This window comes from Kocuria aegyptia, assembly GCF_039530085.1.
Taxonomy (GTDB): Bacteria; Actinomycetota; Actinomycetes; order Actinomycetales; family Micrococcaceae; genus Kocuria; species Kocuria aegyptia.
Window position 1 is genome coordinate 1 of the sequence record NZ_BAAAOA010000015.1, and the last position, 21,249, is coordinate 21,249.

Annotated in this window: 19 protein-coding genes and 1 pseudogene; 4 read left to right on the plus strand and 16 right to left on the minus strand. The window is 72.1% G+C overall.

The annotated features are described in order from the left end of the window. Positions 1-325: 325 nt before the first annotated feature. Positions 326-478 (plus strand): annotated as a pseudogene (locus ABD220_RS18055) (IS30 family transposase); the annotation flags it as partial. A gap of 240 nt (positions 479-718) precedes the next feature. Here the strand turns inward: ABD220_RS18055 and ABD220_RS06395 are convergent. The 5 genes from ABD220_RS06395 to ABD220_RS06415 form a co-directional block, all read right to left on the minus strand. Then, positions 719-1,123: a cytochrome c oxidase subunit 4 gene (locus ABD220_RS06395; RefSeq protein WP_344120841.1), complete on the minus strand. Its 405-nt coding sequence runs from the start codon at positions 1,121-1,123 to the stop codon at positions 719-721. Between the two features lie 2 nt (positions 1,124-1,125). Beyond that, positions 1,126-2,838, minus strand: a complete 1,713-nt coding sequence (gene ctaD, locus ABD220_RS06400; RefSeq protein ID WP_344120843.1) for an aa3-type cytochrome oxidase subunit I — start codon at positions 2,836-2,838, stop codon at positions 1,126-1,128. A gap of 9 nt (positions 2,839-2,847) precedes the next feature. Continuing rightward, positions 2,848-3,729: an aa3-type cytochrome oxidase subunit II gene (ctaC, locus tag ABD220_RS06405; RefSeq protein WP_344120845.1), complete on the minus strand. Its 882-nt coding sequence runs from the start codon at positions 3,727-3,729 to the stop codon at positions 2,848-2,850. Positions 3,730-3,979: 250 nt separating this feature from the next. Then, positions 3,980-4,351 (minus strand): HesB/IscA family protein, encoded by a 372-nt coding sequence (locus ABD220_RS06410; protein ID WP_344120847.1) that lies wholly within the window; start codon positions 4,349-4,351, stop codon positions 3,980-3,982. A gap of 84 nt (positions 4,352-4,435) precedes the next feature. Beyond that, the gene (locus ABD220_RS06415; protein WP_344120849.1) at positions 4,436-5,857 is read right to left on the minus strand and encodes a dipeptidase; all 1,422 of its coding nucleotides are present in this window, start codon (positions 5,855-5,857) and stop codon (positions 4,436-4,438) included. A 106-nt stretch (positions 5,858-5,963) separates the two neighbouring features. Between ABD220_RS06415 and ABD220_RS06420 the strand changes: the two genes are divergently transcribed. Beyond that, entirely contained in the window at positions 5,964-6,524 is a 561-nt protein-coding gene (locus tag ABD220_RS06420; protein WP_344120851.1) for a DUF3043 domain-containing protein, read from the plus strand. Between the two features lie 104 nt (positions 6,525-6,628). Here the strand turns inward: ABD220_RS06420 and ABD220_RS06425 are convergent, their stop codons facing one another. Further along, on the minus strand, positions 6,629-7,714 hold the full coding sequence (locus ABD220_RS06425; protein ID WP_344120853.1) for a quinone-dependent dihydroorotate dehydrogenase: 1,086 nt from the start codon (positions 7,712-7,714) through the stop codon (positions 6,629-6,631). An 88-nt stretch (positions 7,715-7,802) separates the two neighbouring features. On the opposite strand from ABD220_RS06425, the gene ABD220_RS06430 reads away from it, so the two are divergent. Then, complete coding sequence (locus ABD220_RS06430; protein WP_344120855.1) at positions 7,803-8,861, plus strand: alpha/beta hydrolase; 1,059 nt, start codon at positions 7,803-7,805, stop codon at positions 8,859-8,861. Here ABD220_RS06430 and ABD220_RS06435 read toward each other — a convergent pair. From ABD220_RS06435 to ABD220_RS06470, 8 genes are all read right to left on the minus strand, one after another. Then, entirely contained in the window at positions 8,813-9,607 is a 795-nt protein-coding gene (locus tag ABD220_RS06435; RefSeq protein ID WP_344120856.1) for an isoprenyl transferase, read from the minus strand. The genes ABD220_RS06430 and ABD220_RS06435 overlap by 49 nt on opposite strands. Positions 9,608-9,609: 2 nt before the next feature. Continuing rightward, entirely contained in the window at positions 9,610-10,362 is a 753-nt protein-coding gene (recO, locus tag ABD220_RS06440; RefSeq protein WP_344120858.1) for a DNA repair protein RecO, read from the minus strand. 112 nt (positions 10,363-10,474) lie between these two features. Continuing rightward, on the minus strand, positions 10,475-12,220 hold the full coding sequence (leuA, locus tag ABD220_RS06445; protein WP_344120860.1) for a 2-isopropylmalate synthase: 1,746 nt from the start codon (positions 12,218-12,220) through the stop codon (positions 10,475-10,477). Positions 12,221-12,394: 174 nt separating this feature from the next. Then, positions 12,395-13,864, minus strand: coding sequence for an LCP family protein (locus ABD220_RS06450; protein ID WP_344120862.1), 1,470 nt, complete (start codon positions 13,862-13,864; stop codon positions 12,395-12,397). Between the two features lie 150 nt (positions 13,865-14,014). Further along, on the minus strand, positions 14,015-15,094 hold the full coding sequence (locus ABD220_RS06455; RefSeq protein ID WP_344120864.1) for a GTPase Era: 1,080 nt from the start codon (positions 15,092-15,094) through the stop codon (positions 14,015-14,017). Further along, positions 15,087-16,418: a hemolysin family protein gene (locus ABD220_RS06460; protein WP_344120866.1), complete on the minus strand. Its 1,332-nt coding sequence runs from the start codon at positions 16,416-16,418 to the stop codon at positions 15,087-15,089. The genes ABD220_RS06455 and ABD220_RS06460 overlap by 8 nt, the downstream gene beginning before the upstream one ends. A 6-nt stretch (positions 16,419-16,424) precedes the next feature. Then, entirely contained in the window at positions 16,425-16,931 is a 507-nt protein-coding gene (gene ybeY, locus ABD220_RS06465) for an rRNA maturation RNase YbeY (RefSeq protein ID WP_344120868.1), read from the minus strand. Next, positions 16,931-18,001 (minus strand): PhoH family protein, encoded by a 1,071-nt coding sequence (locus tag ABD220_RS06470; RefSeq protein ID WP_344120870.1) that lies wholly within the window; start codon positions 17,999-18,001, stop codon positions 16,931-16,933. The genes ybeY and ABD220_RS06470 overlap by 1 nt, the downstream gene beginning before the upstream one ends. A gap of 287 nt (positions 18,002-18,288) precedes the next feature. On the opposite strand from ABD220_RS06470, the gene ABD220_RS06475 reads away from it, so the two are divergent. Beyond that, entirely contained in the window at positions 18,289-19,236 is a 948-nt protein-coding gene (locus ABD220_RS06475) for a GerMN domain-containing protein (RefSeq protein ID WP_344120872.1), read from the plus strand. Positions 19,237-19,261: 25 nt separating this feature from the next. On the opposite strand, the gene ABD220_RS06480 is transcribed toward ABD220_RS06475, so the two are convergent. Together ABD220_RS06480 and dnaJ are read right to left on the minus strand one after the other, a co-directional pair. Further along, the gene (locus ABD220_RS06480; RefSeq protein ID WP_344120874.1) at positions 19,262-20,041 is read right to left on the minus strand and encodes a 16S rRNA (uracil(1498)-N(3))-methyltransferase; all 780 of its coding nucleotides are present in this window, start codon (positions 20,039-20,041) and stop codon (positions 19,262-19,264) included. Further along, positions 20,038-21,189, minus strand: coding sequence for a molecular chaperone DnaJ (gene dnaJ, locus ABD220_RS06485; protein ID WP_344120876.1), 1,152 nt, complete (start codon positions 21,187-21,189; stop codon positions 20,038-20,040). Before dnaJ ends, ABD220_RS06480 begins: the two co-directional genes overlap by 4 nt. Positions 21,190-21,249: the final 60 nt, after the last annotated feature.

Sequence of the window (21,249 nt, forward strand, 5' to 3'; positions counted from 1 at the left end):
ACACCTCGGAACCGACACGCTCCCTAGCGCCGCCATCACCGAGCAGACAAACTAACCACAACCACGTGGCCCACTATTCGACGAGCACCACCGGCCCACAATTCCAAGAGCGCTGACACGGGCGGATTCCGCGGTGGGTTCCAGCGTGTCGAAGCCGTCTGGATACTGGCCCTCAGGCGCGGGGCGGGTTCCAGCGGTCGTCGCAACATCCCTGGTCGATGGAGGGATGGAGATGGGCCTCAGAGGGCGCAAGCGGCGGCTGGTCCTGGAGAACGAGTACCGGGCGCTGCTGTGGGCTGGGGCGGGCACGGTCGAGGCGTGCCGGATGTTCGGTATCGGGCGCACGACCGCGTATCGGTGGCGAGCCGAGCTCGGCGGATTGGCTCCCGACCGGAGAGTCGGGGCGCAGCAGTCGGAGCGGTACCTGTTGTTGCTGGGACGAGAACGGATCGCCGTGCTGCGCCGACACGGCCTGTCGATCCGGGCGATCGCCGCCCGGCTGGGCCGGGCGCCCTCGACGGTCTCCCGGAAGCCGCGGCGCCACATCGTCGCACACGACCGCGGGGGCTGCGACCCGGTGCCGGCCCACGCCCGGGCCCGCACGGCCCCCGATGGCACCGGCCCGAAGTGCTGGCCCACGACGAGCAGCGGTCCGGAGGGACGCGAGAGGCCCCGGACACCAGGTGTCCGGGGCCTCATCGAGGAACAGCTGTGCGCCTCAGTGGGCGTGGTCGCCGCGGGAGTACTCGAAGATCAGACCCAGCAGGCTCAGCACCGCCACGGGAGCGGCCACCCACAGGATCCACCAGCCCATGGCCAGGGCGGTGAACGCCAGGGCGCAGCCCGTGCCCAGCAGCAGGGGCCACCAGCTCCACGGGGAGAAGTGACCGTACTCACCGGCCGACTCGACGATCTCACCGTCGAGCTTGTCCTCCGGGAGGACGCCACCGGTGTTGCGGTCCACGAGCCAGAGGTAGACCGCCAGCATGAACGACATGGCACCCACGGCCAGCAGCCCGGGGAAGCCCACGAGCTCGTCGAAGCGCGTCAGGAAGCCGTAGACCACGGCGGCCGCGAGGCTGAACCCGCCCAGGAGAATGAACAGTTTGATGGACAGTTTCATGCTCAGCCCTTTCGCGTGGCGATGGCGCCGTCGTCGACCGGGGACTGCTGCGGGGACTCCGCGGCCAGCTCCGGGTGGTGCAGGTCGAGTGCCGGCCGCTCGGAGCGGATCCGCGGCAACGAGGTGAAGTTGTGCCGCGGCGGCGGGCAGGAGGTCGCCCACTCCAGGGATCCGCCGAAGCCCCAGGGGTCATCGACCTCGACCTTCTTACCGTTGCGGTGGGTGATGTAGACGTTCCAGAACCACGGGATCATGGATACGCCGAGCAGCATGGCCCCGACGGTGGAGATCTGGTTCATCCAGGTGAAGTTGTCCTCCGGCAGGTAGTCCGCGTAGCGGCGCGGCATGCCGTCGACGCCCAGCCAGTGCTGGATGAGGAAGGTCATGTGGAAGCCGACGAACAACAACCAGAAGTGGATCTTGCCGATGCGCTCGTTGAGCATGTAGCCGGTGAACTTGGGCCACCAGAAGTAGAAGCCGGCGAACATGCCGAACACCACGGTGCCGAAGATCACGTAGTGGAAGTGGGCGACCACGAAGTAGGTGTCCGAGACGTGGAAGTCCAGCGGCGGGGTCGCCAGGATCACGCCCGTGAGCCCGCCGAACAGGAAGGTGAACAGGAAGCCCAGGACCCACAGCATCGGCGTCTCGAAGGTGATCGAGCCCTGCCACATGGTGCCGATCCAGTTGAAGAACTTCACGCCGGTGGGCACCGCGATCATCATGGTCATGAAGGCGAAGAAGCTCAGCATCACCGCGCCGGTGACGTACATGTGGTGGGCCCACACGGTCACCGACAGGGAGGCGATCGCGATGGTCGCGAACACCAGGCCCTTGTAGCCGAACAGGGGCTTGCGCGAGAAGACCGGGATGATCTCGGACACGATGCCGAAGAACGGCAGGGCGAGGATGTAGACCTCGGGGTGGCCGAAGAACCAGAAGAGGTGCTGCCACAGCACCGCTCCCCCGTTGGCCGGGTCGAAGATGTGCCCGCCCAGGGTCCGGTCCATGCCCAGTGCGAAGAGTGCGGCCGCCAGGGGCGGGAACGCCATGATCACGAGCAGAGACGTGATGAGCACGTTCCAGGTGAACAGCCCCATCCGCCACACGGTCATCCCCGGAGCACGCATGCACAAGATGGTGGTGATGAAGTTGACCGCACCCATGATGGTGCCGAAGCCCGACAGGGCCAGGCCGAACACCCACAGGTCTCCGCCCACCCCGGGGGTGAACGAGGCGTTGCTCAGCGGGGTGTAGGCCGTCCACCCGAAGGAGGCTGCGCCCTGGGGGGTCAGGAAGCCGGCGGTCGCGATCAGCGAGCCGAACAGGAAGAACCAGAAGGCGAGGGCGTTGAGCCGCGGGAACGCCACGTCCGGGGCGCCGATCTGCAACGGGACGATGACGTTGGCGAAGCCGGCGAACAGCGGGGTGCCGAACATGAGCAGCATCAGTGTGCCGTGCATCGTGAACAGCTGGTTGTACTGCTCCTTGGTCTCCAGGATCTGCATGCCGGGCTGGAAGAGCTCGGCGCGGATGAGCAGCGCCATGACGCCGGCGATGCAGAAGAACCCGAAGGCTGAGATCAGGTAGTGGTACCCGATGACCTTGTGGTCGGTGGACGTCAGGAGCTTGACGGCCCACCGCCCCCTGGACTGGGGTACCACGCGCGGAGCGACGGAGGCTGCCTCGTCCCGTGAATACTCGAGTGTGGACACCGGTACTCCTTAGTTGTTAAAAGTTTCGTCTTGCTGGCTGTCCGCGCTCGGGTAGGAGTCGCGGCTGTACTCCTCGCCCAGGGCCCCGGTCTGGCCGGCGTCGCGCAAGGACTGGATGTGGGCGTCGTACTCGGCCTGGCTGACCACGTTGACGTTGAACAGCATCTCGGAGTGGTACTCGCCGCAGAGCTCCGTGCACTTACCGAAATACTCGCCCTCGCGGCCCGTGGTGATGCTGATGTTGTTCGTTCGTCCCGGGAACATGTCCGCCTTCTCGAGGAACGCGGGGACCCAGAAGGAGTGGACGACGTCGCGCGAGGTGACCTGCAGCTCGACGTCGCTGTCGACGGGCAGGTACAGGGTGGGCACCCGTTCGGGGACGCCCTCCTCGCCGTCGAGGTGGCCCTGGAGGCCGGTGTCCCAGACGTCCTCGCTCAGGTAGTTGAAGTCCCACGCCCACTGCTTGCCGTAGACCTGGACGGTGACGTCCGGGTCGTCGTGCACGGCGGTGATCTCGGCCTGGGTCCGCTCGGTGAAGAAGAACAGGGACATGATCAGGGCGATCGGGACGATCGTGTAGAAGACCTCGAGGGGGGCGTGGTAAGCGACCTGCCGCGGGTAGCCGGTCTCGTACTTGCGGCGGCGGTAGGCGATCATGCACCAGAGCATCAGACCCCAGGTGATCAGTCCCACCACGAGGGCGGCGATCCACGACCCGATCCACAGGTCGAGGATCATGTCGGCGTTGTCGGTGGTGCCACGCTCGGTGGGCATCCAGCCGAGCTTCGCCTCTTCCGAGCATCCCGTCAGCGCGGTTGCTGCCAGGACTGCTACCGCAGACACCTTCGCCGTGCGGCGCCGGAGGCTGTCGGTTCGTGTGTGCGAACTCACAGACGGCCCTTCCTCTTCTTCTCGTGCTCGTCGTCTGCGCGCCGAAGGCCCCGATTCGAAGAGCCCGGACACAGTCAGGTGAAATGTTTCCCTCCGAGCTTACCCCGTGCCGCTGACATCTGGTGACACAGTGTCAGCTTCCGCGCGGCGCCCGGAGGCCCCTGTGGGAGCCGTTCGCAGGGGGCTTCCGGAATGCCGAGAGGCCCGTCGTCCGGGCGGACGACGGGCCTCTCGCGACGCGCGGGCGGACTCAGTGGAAGGAGTCGCCGCAGGCGCAGGATCCTCCTGCGTTGGGGTTGTCGATCGAGAACCCCTGCTTGGAGATCGTGTCCTCGAAGTCGATGGTCGAGCCGTCGAGGTAGGGCACGCTCATCTTGTCCACGACGACCTCGACGCCGCCGAAGTCACGCACGGAGTCCCCGTCCAGGATGCGCTCGTCGAAGTACAGCTGGTAGATGAGGCCGGAACAGCCGCCGGGCTGCACGGCGACGCGCAGCCGGAGGTCGGTGCGGCCCTCCTGCTCGAGCAGAGCGCGGACCTTCTGGGACGCGACGTCGGTCAGGTTGACACCGTGGGTGGGCAGGCCGTCCACTGCGGCGCCGTTCTCGGTCGAGACGCTCATGATGCTCACTTTCTGTGGAGGGGTGCCGCACGGGGTCGGGCCGGCGGCGGGTCTGTCACGGGCACAACGGATGGGAGTCCGGGTTCATTCCCGGCGACCCTGCGCAGCACGGGCCGCGTCGTCGAGGGCGAGCAGCATGTGCGTCTCCGCGACCACGGCGCGCTCGAACTCGGCCAGGTGGAGGGACTCGTTGGCGCTGTGGGCGCGGGAGTCGGGGTCCTCGACGCCCGTGATGAGGATGGCGGCGTCCGGGTACACCTCCATGAGGTCCGCCGTGAAGGGGATGGAGCCGCCGATCCCCATCTCCACGGCGGGCCGGCCCCACGACTCCCCCAGCGCCCAGCGGGCGATCCGGGCGGCCTCGGAGTCCATGCCGGTGCGGAAGGACTGTCCCGTCTCCTCGAGCTCGAAGCTCACGTGCGCGCCGAACGGCGCATGCTCCTCGACGTGGCGCCGGAGTGCCTCCGCGGCCTGGGCAGGGTCCTGCCCGGGGGCTGTGCGCAGGCTCAGCTTCGCCCGGGCGGAGGGGGCGATCGTGTTGGCGGCGATGTCCACGGGCGTGACGTCCATGCCGGTCACCGACAGGGCCGGCTGCGTCCAGAGCCGGGAGGCGATCGAGCCGCGGCCGGCCAGCCGGACGCCGTCCCTGACCGCGGCGTCGACCCGGAACCGCTCCTCGTCGTAGACGAGGTCGGTGCGGTCCTCGGCGAGCAGCCCCTCGACGGCGACGGCGCCGTCGTCGTCGTGCAGGGTGGCGATGAGGCGGGCCAGCAGGGTGGGAGCGTCCAGGACCGGTCCGCCGTACATGCCCGAGTGGACGGCGTGCTCGAGCACGGACAGCTCCACGACCGCGCCGACCATGCCGCGAAGACTCGTGGTCAGGGCGGGTACGCCGACCTCCCAGTTGGCGGAGTCCGCGATCACGATGACGTCGGCGGCCAGCCGGTCCCGGTGGGCCTCCAGGAAGTCCCGGAAGGACGGGGAGCCGGCCTCCTCCTCCCCCTCCACGAAGACGGTGACACCGAGGCCGAAGCCGTCCCCGCGGCCGGCGGTCGCGGCGCGCAGGGCACCGACGTGTGCCATGATCCCGGCCTTGTCGTCGGCCGCGCCCCGCCCGTAGATGCGGCCGTCGCGCTCCTCGGCGGCGAACGGCTCCGAGTCCCACAGCTCCCGCCGTCCCGGGGGCTGGACGTCGTGGTGGGCGTAGAGCAGGACGGTGGGGTGACCGGGCGCGGGCCGGCGGTGGGCGACGACGGCGGGGTGGCCCGGGCCGCCCCCCAGGGGCACGCGGAGGATCTCCACCTCGTCGAGCCCGGCGTCCGCGAGCACGCCGGCCACGGCCACCGCGCTGCGCTCCAGCTGCGCGGCGTCGAAGGACTCCCAGGCGATGCCGGGGATCGCCACGAGCTCCACGAGTTGCTCGAGGGTCCGTGGCATGCCCGCGTGCACGGCCTCGCGCACGGCGTCGACGGGAACGGGGTCGGTCGGGGCCCAGGGCTCGCTCATGGCCCCACCCTATGTCCGGTGCCCGGCGGGGACCGGCAGGTCCGTCGGCTATCCTTGACGGGTGTTTGGACGCAAGAAGGATGCAGACCGAGCAGGGTCAACGTCGGTGACCGCTGCGCCCGCCCCCACGGAACCGGTGGCCGCCCCGCGGCGGACGCCGGGCAAGGGCCGGCCCACGCCCAGCCGCCGGCAGCAGGAGGCCGCCCGCCGCCGCCCCCTGGTCCCGGAGGACCGCAAGGCCGCGAAGGCCCAGTCCCGCGACGCCGCCCGCGAGCAGCGGATGCGGGCGCAGGCCGGCATGGCCGCCGGGGACGAGCGCTTCCTCGGGCCGCGGGACCGGGGCCCGCAGCGTCGCTTCGCGCGGGACTGGGTCGACTCCCGGCTCAACGTCGGCGAGTACCTCATGGTCGTGGCGCTGCTCGCGCTCGTCATCCTGTTCTTCCCGGTCCAGGACGTGGCCGCCTACGGCGTCTACGTCATCTGGGCGCTGATGGTCCTCGGCATCGTGGACGCCGTCCTGTCGACGGCCCGGATGAAGAAGGCGATGCAGGCGAAGTTCGGGACCGTGGAGCGGGGCGTGCGCTGGTACGCCGCGATGCGCTCCTTCACGATGCGCCGCCTCCGCCTGCCCAAGCCCCAGGTCGCACGCGGTGAGCGCCCCTCCTGAGCCCCCCGGCCCGTGTCCGACGCGGACGCGGGGCCCGGCCCCGACAGCACTGCCCCCGGACCCTGCGGTCCGGGGGCAGTGCTGTTCCGGCTCCGTGGCCGCCGTCAGCGCGGGGCCCGGCCGGCCCCGGCCAGGCCCCGGTTGATGCGGCGCGCCCAGAAGGGGCCCTCGTAGAGGAAGGCGGTGTAGCCCTGCACGAGGGTGGCGCCGGCGTCGAGGCGCTCCCGGACGTCCTCGGCCGTGGTCACGCCGCCCACGGAGACCAGGGCCAGCCGGTCCCCCACGCGCTCGCGCAGCAGCCGCAGCACCTCGAGGGAGCGCCGCCGCAGCGGGGCGCCGGAGAGCCCGCCGGTCCCGTGGGCCTCGATCTCGGCGGGGTCGGAGAGCAGGCCCAGCCCGTCCCGCGCGATGGTGGTGTTGGTGGCCACGATGCCGTCCAGGCCCAGGTCGAGGGCCAGGTCCGCGACCGCCAGCACGTCCTCGTCCGAGAGGTCCGGGGCGATCTTCACGAGCAGGGGGACGTGCCGGTCCGCGGACTCGTCGGCGGTGCGGCCCACCGCGCTCAGCAGGGGCCGCAGGCTCTCGATCTCCTGCAGCTGCCGCAGCCCCGGGGTGTTGGGCGAGGACACGTTGACCACGAGGTAGTCCGCCAGCGGGGCGAGGGCCCGGGCGCTCTGCAGGTAGTCGTCGACCGCGTCCTCCAGCGGCACCGCCTTGGTCTTGCCGATGTTGACGCCCAGCACCGGCCGGGCGCGTCCGCGGTGGTCCGCCTCGAGCGCGCGGCGTGCCTGCGCCAGGCGCGGGGCCACGGCCGACGCCCCGTCGTTGTTGAAGCCCATCCTGTTGATCACCGCGCGGTCCCGCACGAGCCGGAAGAGGCGGGGCCGAGGATTGCCCGGCTGGGCCTGCGCGGTCACGGTGCCGATCTCGACGTGGCCGAAGCCGAGATCGGTGAGCGCGCCGATTCCTTCCCCGCCCTTGTCGAAGCCCGCCGCCAGCCCGAACGGGGACGGGAAGCGCAGGCCCAGGGCCTCGACCTCGAGCGCGGGTTCGGGCCGGGTGTACACCCGCAGTGCCGCGCTGGTCCGCGCGGCCCGGGCCGCCCGGATGCCGAGGAAGCCGACGTGGTGGGCCTTCTCGGGATCCATCCGGGAGAAGACGGCCCTGAAGAACGTAGGGTAGAAGCGCATGGTCCCAGTCTTCCACAGGGCGCTCCTCCGGCCGGGCGGTCGCGGAGGGGCCGGCGCCCCCGACGGACCGCCCGCGCGAGGTGAGGGCATGAGCGCTCCCCCGGACCCATGGGTGCCCGACGTGCTGGGGACGGGCTTCCGCGCGCGGACCGTGGACCTGGGCCCCCATTCCGCCCCCCACTCCACCGCCACGGTGGTCCGCTACCGGCCGGGGGACGTCCCGCCGGCGCCGGGCAGCCTGCGCGGGGCCGTGCTGTACCTGCACGGCTGGTCCGACTACTTCTTCAACGCCGAGCTGGCCCGCACATGCGCGGCCGCCGGCTACGCGTTCTACGCCCTGGACCTGCACGGCTACGGCCGGAACCTCACGGACGAGGTGCTGGCCGTGGCGGACGGCTGCCCGGGGCACGCCACGGACCTCGCGGACTACGACGACGACATCGCCGCCGCGCTCGACGTGCTGGCCGAGGACGGGTTGCCCGGCCCGGAGGGCCGGCTCGTGCTCATGGGCCATTCCACCGGGGGTCTCACCGCGGCGATGTGGGCCTCACGGCACCCGGGCCGGCTGGACGGCCTGGCCCTCAACGCCCCCTGGATCGGCAGCCACGGCTCCGACGCCGTGGGCGCCGCACTGCGCCCCGTGGTGGCCAGGCTCGCGGAGCAGCTCCCGGACCACGCGGTGCGAGCCCGGCTGCGCAGCCACTACTACCGGGTGATCAGCGAGCACGCCGAGGGAGAGTGGCCGATCGACTCCCGCTGGCGTCCCGAGACCAGCTTCGACATCACCCCGGGCTGGCTCAACGCTGTGCTTCAAGCTCAGGGTGAGGTTGCAAAGGGACTGAACCTTCACCTTCCAGTACTGGTGCAGACCTCGGCCCGGTCCTGCATCCGCCCATGGTGGAGCGAGCGGATGCGCTCGGCCGACACCGTGCTGGACGTCCGGCAGATCCGACGGCACGCGTCCGACCTCGGCACGGACGTGACGCTGCGCTCCTACGAGGGCGCCGTCCACGACGTCCATCTCTCCCGGGAGGCCGTGCGGCGGGCCGCGCAGCGGGACCTCGCGGCCTGGCTGCGCGGCCTGCGGCGGCGCCGGCCTCAGCCGGAGGCGCCGGGGCCGGCCACGCGGTCGACGGCCCCGCCGTAGCGGCGGTCCCGGCGCGCGTACACCTCCACGGCCTCCCACAGGGTGCGGCGGTCGACGTCCGGCCAGAGCACGTCCTGGAAGACGAGCTCGGCGTAGGCGGACTGCCACAGGAGGAAGTTCGAGATCCGCTGCTCCCCGGAGGAGCGCAGGAAGAGGTCGACGTCCGGCAGGTCCGGCTCGTCGAGGTAGCGCTGGACGGTCTTCTCGTCGATGCTGCGCGGGTTCAGGGTGCCCGCGCGGGCGTCGGCGGCCATGGCCGCGGCGGCATCGGCGATCTCGGCCCGTCCTCCGTAGTTCACGCACATGGTGAGGGTGACGACGTCGTTGTCGCGGGTGGCCCGCTCCGCCTCCTCCAGGCGGTTGATGACCGAGCGCCACAGGCGGGGCTTGCGCCCGGCCCACCGGATCCGGATCCCCCACTCCTGGAAGGTGGGCAGCTGGCGCTCCATGACGTCGGCGGTGTAGTTCATCAGGAACGTCACCTCGTCCAGGGAGCGCTTCCAGTTCTCGGTGGAGAACGCGTAGGCGCTGACGTAGGGGATGCCCATCTCGATGGCCCCGGCCATCACCTCGATCAGGGCCGCCTCTCCCGCCTTGTGGCCCTCGTTGCGCGGCAGGCCGCGCTGGTTGGCCCAGCGCCCGTTGCCGTCCATGACCACGGCCACGTGCCGTGGCACGAACTGCGGCGGGATCGGCGGGGCGCAGGCGCCGCTGGGATGGGCGGGCGGGGCGGCAAAGCCGGGCATGGTCAGCTCCGTTCCACGAGGTTCAGGGACCGGACGGCCCTTTCCAGGTGCCACTGTACGTAGGTGGCCACGATGCCGGCGGCGGCCCGGGCCGTGCGGGGCTCCGCGGCGTCGATCCGCTCCCACTCCCCGGTGAGCAGCGCGGAGAGGTGCTCGACGGTCGCGGGGTCGGGGGCGGCGGCCCCGGGCGGGCGGCAGGCGGGGCAGACGGCGCCGCCGAGCGGTGCCGAGAACGCCTCGTGCGGGCCGGGTGCGCCGCACCGGGCGCAGTCGGTGAAGCTCGGGGCCCACCCGGCCGTGGACACGGCACGCAGCAGGTAGGAGTCCAGGACGGCCCCCGGTGCGTGCAGCCCGCGAGCCAGGGCGGACAGGGCGCCGACGAGCAGCCGGTACTGCTGGGCCGAGGACTCGTCGTCGTTCTCCGTGAACTTCTCCGCGGCCTCGGTCATGGCCGCGGCGGCGGTGTACTTGGCGTAGTCGGCGGCGATGACCGACCCGTAGCCGCGCTTGCCGAGTGCCTGCGAGACGATGTCGAGGTTGCGGCCGGTGACCAGCTGCAGCTCGGCGACGTTGAACGGCTCGAGCCGGGAGCCGAAGCGCGACGTCGTGCGCCGCACGCCCTTGGCGACGGCCCGGACCTGCCCGTGGTCCCGGGTCAGGAGCACGACGATCCGGTCGGCCTCGCCGAGCTTGAAGGTGCGCAGCACGACGGCGTCGTCCCGGTAGCTGCGTGATGCGAAGGTCGTCCTGGCCACCGGATCATTCTCCCACGCCGGTCGGACGGCACAGCCGGACGGACCGGCCGGGACGACGGCGGCGGGCCGCCCCTCGCCAGGGTTGGCCCGCCGCGCCGCGGTGGCTCGGCGCTCAGTCCTGGGCGTCCCGCACGGCCCGGTTCACCGCGGAGACGACGGCCTTCAGGGAGGCGCGGGTGGTATTCGCGTCGATGCCGACGCCCCACAGGACCCGGTCTCCCACGGCGGCCTCGACGTAGCTGGCGGCCTGGGCGTCACCACCGGCCGAGAGGGCGTGCTCGCTGTAGTCGAGCACGCGCACGTCGACGCCCTCCGCCCCGAAGATCCCCAGCAGCGCCTCGATGGGGCCGTTGCCCTGCGCCGTGCGGTGGTGCTGGACGCCGTCGACGTCCAGGCCGATCTCCAGGGTGCTCTCCCCGTCCTCCTCGGAGGTCGTGGTGATGTTGGTGATCCGGTACCGGCCCCAGCGCCCGGCGTCCCCGTCCTGGACGGTGGGCAGGTACTCGTCCGCGAACACCTTCCACAGCTCCGCGCCGGAGACCTCCCCGCCGGAGGTGTCGGTGTGCTCCTGGACCACGCGGGAGAACTCGATCTGCGCCCGCCGCGGCAGGTCCAGCCCGTGCTCGCTGGCGAGCAGGTAGGCGACCCCGCCCTTCCCGGACTGCGAGTTCACGCGGATGACGGCCTCGTAGGTCCGGCCCAGGTCCTTGGGATCGATGGGCAGGTAGGGCACGGCCCACACCAGCTCGTCGACGCTCCGGCCCTGCTCCTGGGCGTCCCGCGCCATCCTGTCGAAGCCCTTCTTGATGGCGTCCTGGTGGGAGCCGGAGAACGCCGTGAACACGAGGTCCCCGCCGTAGGGGGCACGCTCGGGGACGGGCAGCTGGTTGCAGTACTCCACGGTCCGGCGGATGTCGTCGATGTCGGAGAAGTCGATCTGCGGGTCCACACCCTGGGTGAGCAGGTTCAGGCCCAGGGTGACCAGGTCGACGTTGCCGGTCCGCTCGCCGTTGCCGAACAGGCAGCCCTCGATGCGGTCGGCGCCGGCGAGGTAGCCCAGCTCGGCCGCGGCCACGCCGGTGCCGCGGTCGTTGTGCGGGTGCAGGGACACCACGGTGGCGTCCCGGTCGTAGAGGTTGCGGCACATCCACTCGATGGAGTCGGCGTAGACGTTGGGGGTGGCCATCTCGACGGTGGCGGGCAGGTTGAGGATCATCTCCCGGTCCCCGCCGATCTCGAAGATCTCGGCCACGGCGTTGGCGATGCGCGCGGCGAACTCGAGCTCCGTGCCGGTGTAGGACTCCGGGGAGTACTCGTAGGTCACGGAGGTGCTCTTCAGCTGCTCCTCGTACTTCCGGCACAGCCGCGCCCCGGTCAGGGCGATGTCCACGATCCCGTCCATGTCCTGGTCGAACACCACGCGCCGCTGCAGCGTGGAGGTCGCGTTGTAGAGGTGCACGATCGCCTTGTCGGCGCCGTCGATGGCCTCGTAGGTGCGCTCGATGAGGTGCTCGCGGGACTGCGTCAGGACCTGGATCGTGACGTCGTCGGGGATCCGGTCCTCCTCGATGAGCCGGCGCACGAAGTCGAAGTCGGTCTGGGAGGCCGAGGGGAACCCGACCTCGACCTCCTTGTAGCCCATCCGCACGAGCAGCTCGAACATCCTGAGCTTGCGGTCGGAGTTCATGGGATCGATCAGCGCCTGGTTCCCGTCGCGCAGGTCCACGGCGCACCAACGGGGGGCCTCGGTGATGACCCGGTCCGGCCAAGTGCGGTCGGGGAGGTCGACGGGGAACTGCTGCTGGTACGGGACGTACTTGTGGATCGGCATGCCGGAAGGCTGCTGGTAGTTGCGCATGGGATTGGCCTGTTCTGCTCGAGACGTCTACGGGTGGCCGGGCATCAGGAACTCCGCAACGGGAGGCCGGCCATACGACGACGGGTCAGGCCCCGTTGCGGCACGTAAGGAGGAGGGTCCCAGTCCGCATGCGTCCAACTTACCACGGGCCGTCCGGCGCGCCGGGTCGCGTTCTCACCAGTCGCCGGCCGCCTGCTGGCAGGTGTACTGCTCGGCGGTCTGCCCGTTGAGCCCCCCGGGCAGCTCCGTTCCCAGCTCGAGCCGGTCCCCCTCGCGGAAGTCCTGGCCCACCGAGACGAACACCCCCGAGACGTCCGTGGTGGGCACGATCTGCGAGGAGGGGACGCCGAGCAGGTCGGCGATCTCGACGGCCGCCTCATACCAGCCCGCGCCGAAGAAGACCTGTGTGCCCGGCAGCTCGGTGGCCTGCGGGCCGGACTCGACGGCGGTGTAGCCCTCGTCCTCGAGCACGTCGGCGATGTCCGCGTCCCGGCCGTCGACGCCGGAGACGTTGGCGACCGTCAGCGGGACCGTGGCCGGGTCGACCGTCGGGGCCGGGTCGGTGGTGCCGGGGGACGGGGTCGCGGAGGAGGTCGGGTCGCCGGTCGGCTCCGCGGAGGGCGAGGTGAGCGGCCGGTCCTCGCGCAGGGCCTCGAAGAGGCGCTCGGCCGGCTCCTCGTCGAGCTGGAGCCGGTTGGGATCCAGCACGTAGGGCTCGTTGGGCACGGTCACGAAGACCATGCTGCCCAGGTCGATCCCCCGGACCGCCGTGCCGAGGCCGACCACCGTCGGGACGGAGGCCAGCCCCTCGTCGACGTGCAGGTTGCGCGTGGCCACGTCGGCGATCTCGTAGAGCTTCGGCAGGTCCCACAGCGTGCCCTCGTCCTTGATCTTGCGCGCCAGGGATGCGAGGAACGACTGCTGGGACCGGATCCGGCTCGTGTCCCCGCCGTCGCCGAAGGCGGCGCGGCTGCGCAGGAACGCCAGGGCCTGCTCGCCCTCGACGGACGACACCCCGGCGGGCAGCTTCAGTCCCGACTTCGGGTCGTCGACGGCGTCGTTGACGCACACCTCGACACCTCCCACGGTCGAGGAGAGCTCTTTCACGGCGTTGAAGTCGGCGAGCATGAAGTGATCGATCTTGAGACCGGTCATCTCGTTGACGGTCGCGACCGTGCACCCGGGGCCGCCGTTGGCGATCGCCGAGTTGAGCATCGCGTCCTGCGCCGCCGGATGGACCTCGCCGGACTCGGGGTCCGTGCAGCGCGGGATGTCGGCGACCAGGTCGCGCGGCAGGGACACCACGGTCACGCCGCTGCGGTCCTCGCTGACGTGCATCAGCATCATGACGTCGGTCAGGCCGGCTCCGCTGCTGTCCTCGTCGTCGCCGTACCGGTCGTTGCCCTCGCCCTCACGGGTGTCCGTGCCCATGACCAGGATGTCCAGCGGGCCGGACTCGGGCTCGGTCCCGTCGCCCAGGTCCAGCGGGGAGGTGTTCAGGTTGGACTGCAGCCGCCAGGTGGCGGCCACGCCGGCCCCGAGGACCGCGAGCAGCACCACGACCAGCGCGACGGCGGCCCAGCGCCTCCGGGACCATCGGCGGATTCGGTGGCGTCCTTGGGCGTCGGGGGGCGTTGAGGACACGGTGACTCTCTCCTGGCAGGTCCCGGGCACGAGGGCCGGGGTGGGGGACGGCGCCCGGCCGGGGCGCCGGGTGTCATGGTAGCCGCCCGCCCCGGCGCACGGGGCGGGCGACGCGGCGGGGCGCGGGTGCGATCGGGGCGCGCCCGCGGCTCAGAAGCCCAGGCGGGAGAGCTGCTTGGGGTCGCGCTGCCACTCCTTGGCGATCTTCACGTGCAGGTCGAGGTAGACCTTCGTGCCCAGCAGCGCCTCGATGGCGGTCCGGGACCGGGTCCCGATCTCGCGCAGCCGCGAGCCGCCCTTGCCGATGATGATGGCCTTCTGCGACGACCGCTCGACGTAGACGTTGACCCGCACGTCGAGCAGCGGGCGGTCCGCGGGTCGGCCCTCGCGGGGGACCATCTCCTCGACCACGACCGCGAGGGAGTGCGGCAGCTCGTCGCGCACCCCTTCCAGGGCCGCCTCCCGGACGAGCTCGGCGACCATCGTCATCTCGGGCTCGTCGGTCAGCTCGCCGTCCGGGTACAGGGCCGGGGACTCCGGCATCCGGCCGATGAGCAGCCCGGCGAGGGACTCGACCTGGAACCCGTCCACGGCGGAGACGGGGATGACGTCGGCCCAGCCCGGGTCGCCGGCGTCGGGACGGGGCGCGTGCGCGGCTCCGGCGCGGTGGCGGGGCTTGCGGGCGGCCCGTTCGGCCCGCTCGGCGCGGACCTGGTGCTCGGCCTCCATCACGGAGCGGCCCAGCTCGGTCACCGCCAGCAGCTGCTCGGCGAGCTCGGCGCGGGAGACGGTGTCCGTCTTCGTCACGATCGCCACGACCGGCTTGTTGCCGGAGGCCGCGAGCTGCTGGGCGATGAACCGGTCCCCGGGTCCGATCTTCTCGTCGGCGGGCACGCAGAAGCCGATGACGTCGACCTCGGCGAGGGTGTCGGCCACGAGGTCGTTGAGCCGCTCGCCGAGCAGCGTCCGCGGCCGGTGCAGGCCCGGGGTGTCCACGAGCACGAGCTGGCCCTCGGGCCGGTGCACGATCCCCCGGATGGTGTGCCGCGTGGTCTGCGGCCGGCTCGAGGTGATCGCGACCTTCTGCCCGACCAGGGCGTTGGTGAGCGTGGACTTCCCGGCGTTGGGGCGGCCGACCAGCACGGCGAAACCGGCGCGGAACGGGACGTGCTCCCCGGCTGCCGCGGGCTCGTCCGCTCCGGCGGGAACGGCGGGTGTGGGCTCAGACATGGTGGTGGGTCTCCTCCTCGGACTCCTGGGCGGCGGGGTCCACGGCCGTGGAACCCGGGGGGACCCAGTCGGGGTCCCGGTGGACCTCGAGCTGGCCCACCCGGTTGCGCCGGCCCTCCAGGGTGACGGCCTCGAGGACGATGCCCTCGACGGTGGCGCGGGAGCCCACGATGGGCACCCGGCCGATGGACTTGGCGAGCAGCCCGCCGGCCGTGTCCACCTCGTCGTCCTCGAGGTCGACGCCGAACAGGTCGCCCAGGTCCTCGACCCCGAGCCGGGCGGAGACGCGGTAGCGGCCGTCGCCGAGCTCGGCGACCTCGGGCTTCTCCCGGTCGTACTCGTCGACGATCTCCCCGAGCAGCTCCTCGATGAGGTCCTCCAGGGTGACGAGCCCGGCGGTGCCGCCGTACTCGTCCACGACGATCGCCACGTGGATCGACTCGAGCTGCATCTCGCGCAGCAGCTCGTTGACCTTCTTCGACTCGGGCACGTACCGGACCTCCCGGGCGAGCTCGGAGAGCCCCGTGAGCCGCAGCCCGGTGCCCAGGCGGTGCACCCGCTCCGCGAGATCCTTCTGGTACAGGATGCCGAGGACCTCGTCGGCGCTCTCCCCGATCACGGGGATCCGGGAGTAGCCGGAGCGGAAGAAGAGGTTCAGGGCGTTGTCCACGGTGTCGTCGTCGTCGACGGAGACCATGTCGGTGCGGGGCACCATGACCGCCCGGACGTTGGTGTCGTCGAGGTCGAAGACCGAGTGGAGCAGCTCCGCCTCGTTGTCCTCGATCAGGGCCTGGCCGGTGGAGCGGTCCACGAACTCGAGCAGCTCCTCCTCGGTCAGATAGCCCGGGGCGGTGCGCTCCGGGTCCCGAGCGACGGACGAGCCCAGGCGCACGAGCATCCCGGGGACCGGGCCGAGCACGATGCGAAGCACGCGCACGAGGCCGGCGGTCGCCCGGACGGTGCCGGCGGCGTTGCTGCGCCCGACCTGCCGGGGCGAGACCCCGGTGAGGACGAAGCCGACGGCGGCCATCACCACGGTGGCCAGCAGCCCGGCGAGCCAGACGTCGTCGAAGCCGTCGAACATCGCGAGGGCGACCGCCACGGCGGAGGCCGTCTCGAACCACACGCTCCAGAAGCGCAGGGCCTGCAGGTGCGCGGTGGGCGTGGCCAGGATCCTGGCCGCGGAGGAGTCGGGGTCGTCCCGGGCGATGGCCTCGGCGTCCGCGCGGGGCAGGTAGGTGAGGCCGGTCTCGGCGGCCGTGAGGACGAAAGCCGTGCCCAGGAACACGATCGCCGCGACGACCAGGACGGCAGTGGTCATCATGGGGCGCTACTCCATGGTCTCGACCGGCGCGGGCCGGCCGAGGAAGTCCGTGAGCAGATCGCGCTGGAGGGCGAACATGACCCGCCGCTCCGCGGGCTCCGCGTGGTCGTGCCCCAGCAGGTGCAGGATCCCGTGCGTGGTGAGCAGGCACAGCTCGTCCGCGACGGAGTGCCCGGCGGCCTCGGCCTGCCGGCGCGCCACCGGGGGGCACAGCACGATGTCGCCCAGCGTCCCCTCCGCGGGCTCCTCCGGGGTGCCCGGGCGCAGCTCGTCCATGGGGAAGGACAGGACGTCCGTGGGGCCGGGCAGGTCCATCCACTCGACGTGCAGGCGCGCCATCTCGTCCTCGTCGACCACCGCGATCGACAGCTCCGCGTCGGGGTGGACGTGCAGCCGCTCCAGGACGTGCTCCGCGAGCCGGCTCAGCAGGTCGACGTCGACCGCCTCGTAGGCCATCCGGTCCTCGGCGGGGACGTCCCGCGGGTCGGCCTGCAGGTCGAACTCGACGGCCATCAGGCCTCGGCCCCGTCCGGGTCGGCGGCGCGGGCGGCACGGGCGTCGTCCTTGCGCCGGCGCCGCTCGTTGCGGTGCCGGTTGGTCGTGTCGAAGGCGTCGTAGGCGCTGACGATCCTGCTGACGAGCTCGTGGCGCACCACGTCCTCGGCGGTCATCTCCGTGAACGCGACGTCCTGGACCCCGCCGAGCACGTGCTGCACCTGGCGCAGCCCCGAGGACGCGCTCCCGGGCAGGTCCACCTGGGTGACGTCCCCGGTGACGACCATCTTGGAGCCGAAGCCGAGCCGGGTGAGGAACATCTTCATCTGCTCGGGCGTGGTGTTCTGCGCCTCGTCCAGGATGATGAACGCGTCGTTGAGGGTGCGTCCGCGCATGTAGGCCAGTGGTGCGACCTCGATGGTGCCCGCCTCCATGAGGCGGGGGATCGAGTCCGGGTCCATCATGTCGTGCAGCGCGTCGTACAGCGGGCGCAGGTACGGGTCGATCTTCTCGCTGAGCGTCCCGGGCAGGAAGCCGAGCCGCTCCCCCGCCTCCACGGCCGGGCGGGTGAGGATGATCCGGGACACCTCCTTGGCCTGCAGCGCCTGGACGGCCTTGGCCATGGCCAGATAGGTCTTGCCCGTGCCGGCGGGACCGATGCCGAAGACCACGGTGTGCTCGTCGATGGCGTCGACGTAGGCCTTCTGGTGCAGCGTCTTGGGGCGGATCTTGCGGCCGCGGCTGGAGAGGATGTTCTGGGTCAGGGCGCCGCTGGGGCGGACGGAGAGGTCCCGGCCGATCAGCTCCAGCAGCTGGCTGATGACCTGGGGGGTGATCGCGGTCTCGCGGCCGGCCAGGACCTTGAGCTCGTCGAAGAGCGTGGCGGCGATCTGCACGGGGCCGCTCGGGCCCTCGATGCCGAGCTCGAGACCGCGCGGGCTGGTCGTGAGGCCGGGGAACGCCGTCTCCACCTGGCGCAGGGTGTCGTCCCCGGAGCCGAGGCACCGGACCATCGTCTCCCGGTCGGGGAAGGTGATGACGGTGCGGGCCGTCAGGGGGTGCGTGGTGCCAGGCAGCGTCTCAGTCATGGGTGCGGCCGCGCGGGCCGTGCTCTCGCTCTCTTGTGGGTGCCGACGGAGGGACGGGCGTACGGGACCCGTCCTCCTCCAGGGTACCGCGCGGTTCCGGCTCCGGGGGGCCGCCGGCCGCACATTCCGATTTGGTATCGGTCACGGCTGCCGGGGCTTCTCGGCTGGGGCGTCCACAGTCGCTGTGCTGGAATGGTCCGGTCCTCCGGCAGGGGGACGGGTGCGGCCTCCCCCGGTGCCGGCACCGCCCCCCACGAATCCCGGAATGCCGAGGTGAGCGTCCCCCCATGTCCACAGCCCGCTCCCGGCCCGCCCGAGCCCGCGGCCGGGTCCCCGTGCTCGCGCTCTCCGCCGCGGGCGTCCTCGTCCTCGGCGCGTGCGGCACCGGTCCGGAGCCCGCTCTGGACGGCACGGCCATCACGTCGGCCACCACGTCGGCCACGGCGCCCGCCACGTCCACCGCGGCGGACGCCGCCGACGGCAGGGTGCCCACCACGAAGCTGCCCGTCTACTGGGTGGGCCGCGCGGACGGCGAGGAGCGGTTGTTCCGGGAGTTCCGCGACGCCTCGGAGGCGGCCGCGGCCGTGGACCCCATTGCCGCGGCCGCGACGCTGATGACCAGGGCGACCCCGGAGGACCCGGACTACCGGACCCTCTGGTCCCCGGTGGACCGGGTGGGCGCCTCGACGTCCCCGGGAGGGACCATCACCGTGGACCTGCCGTCCGGGGCCTTCCGCACGGACCTCGACGACCGCGAGGTCCGGCTGGCCCTCCAGCAGCTCGCGCACACGGTGACCGCCACGGCGGTCACCGCGGGCCTGCTGCCCGTGGGCTCCGAGGCCGAGGTCGTGGTGCTCGTGGACGGACGGCCCGGCGAGGAGGTCTTCGGGTCCGTGCGCCTCGACGGCCCCCTCCGGCCCGACGACGGGGTGGAGGCGCCGCTCTGGCTCGACGAACCGCGGCAGGACGAGCGGTCCGAGGGGTCCCTCACCCTGTCGGGCCGGGCCCTGGACGGCGTCCGGGGCTGCCGGTGGAGCGTGACCGGGCCGGACGGGGAGCGTGTCTCGGGCGGTGCGGCGGCCGTGCTCCCGCAGGGCGGCGGGACCACCGCGTTCCGGGTGGAGCTCGAGCTGGAGCCGGGCGAGTACGTGGTGACGGTCGTCGGCCGGGACGCCGGGGGCGGGACCGTGCGCGACGACAAGGACGTCGAGGTCCTGCCCGGTCCGACCGGCTGAGCCGGCTGCACCCGCCCGGCCCGGCTCAGTCGGATCCGGCCGACCAGCGGCCGAGGGCGGCGCTGAGCACCGCCAGTGCGGCGGGTCCGGCGGTGGAGCTGCGCAGCACCTCCGCGCCGAGCCGGACCGTGCGGGCCTGCCCACCGGTCAGGACGTCGAGCTCCGCCGGGGCGATGCCCCCCTCGGGGCCCACCACCAGGACGATCCGCTCGGCGCCCTCCCACGGTGCGCCCTCGGCCCTCGACAGGTCGGCGAGGGAGTCGCGCGCCTCCTCGTGCAGGACCAGGCCGCGCGTGCCCGGCTCGCCGAGCAGGCGGGCGAGCTCACGGGTCGCGCACAGGGGCAGCACCTCGGGCCAGGCCGCCCGCCGGGACTGCTTCGCGGCGGCCGCGACGGTGTGGACCCACTTCTCGTGGCTCTTGGCGGCGCGCTCCTTCTTCCACCGCACGATCGAGCGGTCGGCCTGCCAGGGCACCACGGCGTCGACGCCCAGCTCGGTGGCCGTCTCCACGGCCATCAGGTCCCGGTCGCCCTTCGCGAGGGCCTGGGCGAGGACCAGCCGGGGCGTGCGGGCCGGCTCGGCGGCCACCGAGAGGACGCGGACCTCCATGCTGTCCCGCTCCCCCGTGCGCAGCTCCCCCGTGGCCCGGGTCCCGGCACCGTCGACGAGCTCGAGGCGCTCACCGGGCGCGAGACGGCGCACGGTGACGGCGTGGCGGGCCTCCGGGCCGGTGACGGTGAGCGCCGCGCCGGGGTCGAGGCCGTCGAGCCGGCCCGGCTCGACCTTGAAGACCGGCAGGCTCACAGGTCGGAGAACCTGTCCTTGAGCCGGGAGAAGAAGCCGCCGGAGCCGGCCGGGGAGTTCAGGGTGGTGCCGGTGGACTGGTCCTCGCCGCGCAGCCGCGACAGCTGCTCGAGCAGTTCGCGCTGCTCGTCGTCGAGCGCCGTGGGGGTCTCGACCTCGAGGTGGACGAACAGCTCTCCCCGGCCGCCGCCGCGCAGCCGCGTGGCCCCGAGCTCGTGCAGGGTCACAGTGTGGCCGGTCTGCGTGCCGGGGCTCACGGGCACCTCGCGCTCGCCGTCGAAGGTCTCGAGGGTGACGGTGGTGCCGAGGGCCGCGGAGGTCATGGGCACCCGGACGCGGGCGTGCAGGTCGTCGCCCTGGCGCTCGAACGTGGGGTCGGGGTCGACCTTGAGCTCGACGTAGAGGTCGCCGTTCGGGCCGCCGGCGGTGCCGGCCTCGCCCTGCCCCGAGAGGCGGATCCGGTTGCCGGTCGAGACGCCGGCGGGGATCTTCACGGTGAGCGGGCGACGGTCGCGCACGCGGCCCTCGCCGTAGCACTCGTGGCACGGGTGCTTGATGACGGTGCCGAACCCCTGGCAGGTCGCGCACGGCGCCGCCGTGACCACGGTGCCGAGGATCGACTGGACCTGGCGCTGCACCTGGCCGGACCCGCGGCAGACCTCGCAGGTCTCGGGCTGGGTGCCCGCCTGGCAGCAGGTGCCGTCGCAGGTGGGGCAGACCACGGCCGTGTCCACGGTGATCTTCTTCTCGGTGCCGAAGACCGCGTCCTTGAGGGTGACCCGGACGTTGATCAGGGCGTCCTGGCCCTGGCGCGTGCGGGACGCGGGCCCGCGCCGGCCGGAACCGGCGCCGCCGGCGCCCTGGAAGAAGGTGTCGAAGATGTCGGCGAAGCCGAAGCCCGTGCCCGGGAAGCCTCCGCCGAAGCCGGTGTCGGTGCCGTTCTCGTTGCCGGTTGCGTCGTAGACGCGCCGCTTCTCGGGGTCGGAGAGGACGTCGTTGGCGTGGGAGAGGCGCTTGAAGTCCTCGGCGGCCTCGGGGCCGGGGTTGACGTCCGGGTGCAGCCGCCGGGCCTTCCTGCGGTAGGCCTTCTTGATCTCTTCCTGGCTGGCGTCCCGGGACACACCCAGGGTCTCGTAGTGATCGCTCACCGTGGTCCGTTCTGTCGAGAGGTCTGTTGTGGGTTTCGCTGGAGGGCCCCGGGGAAGGGG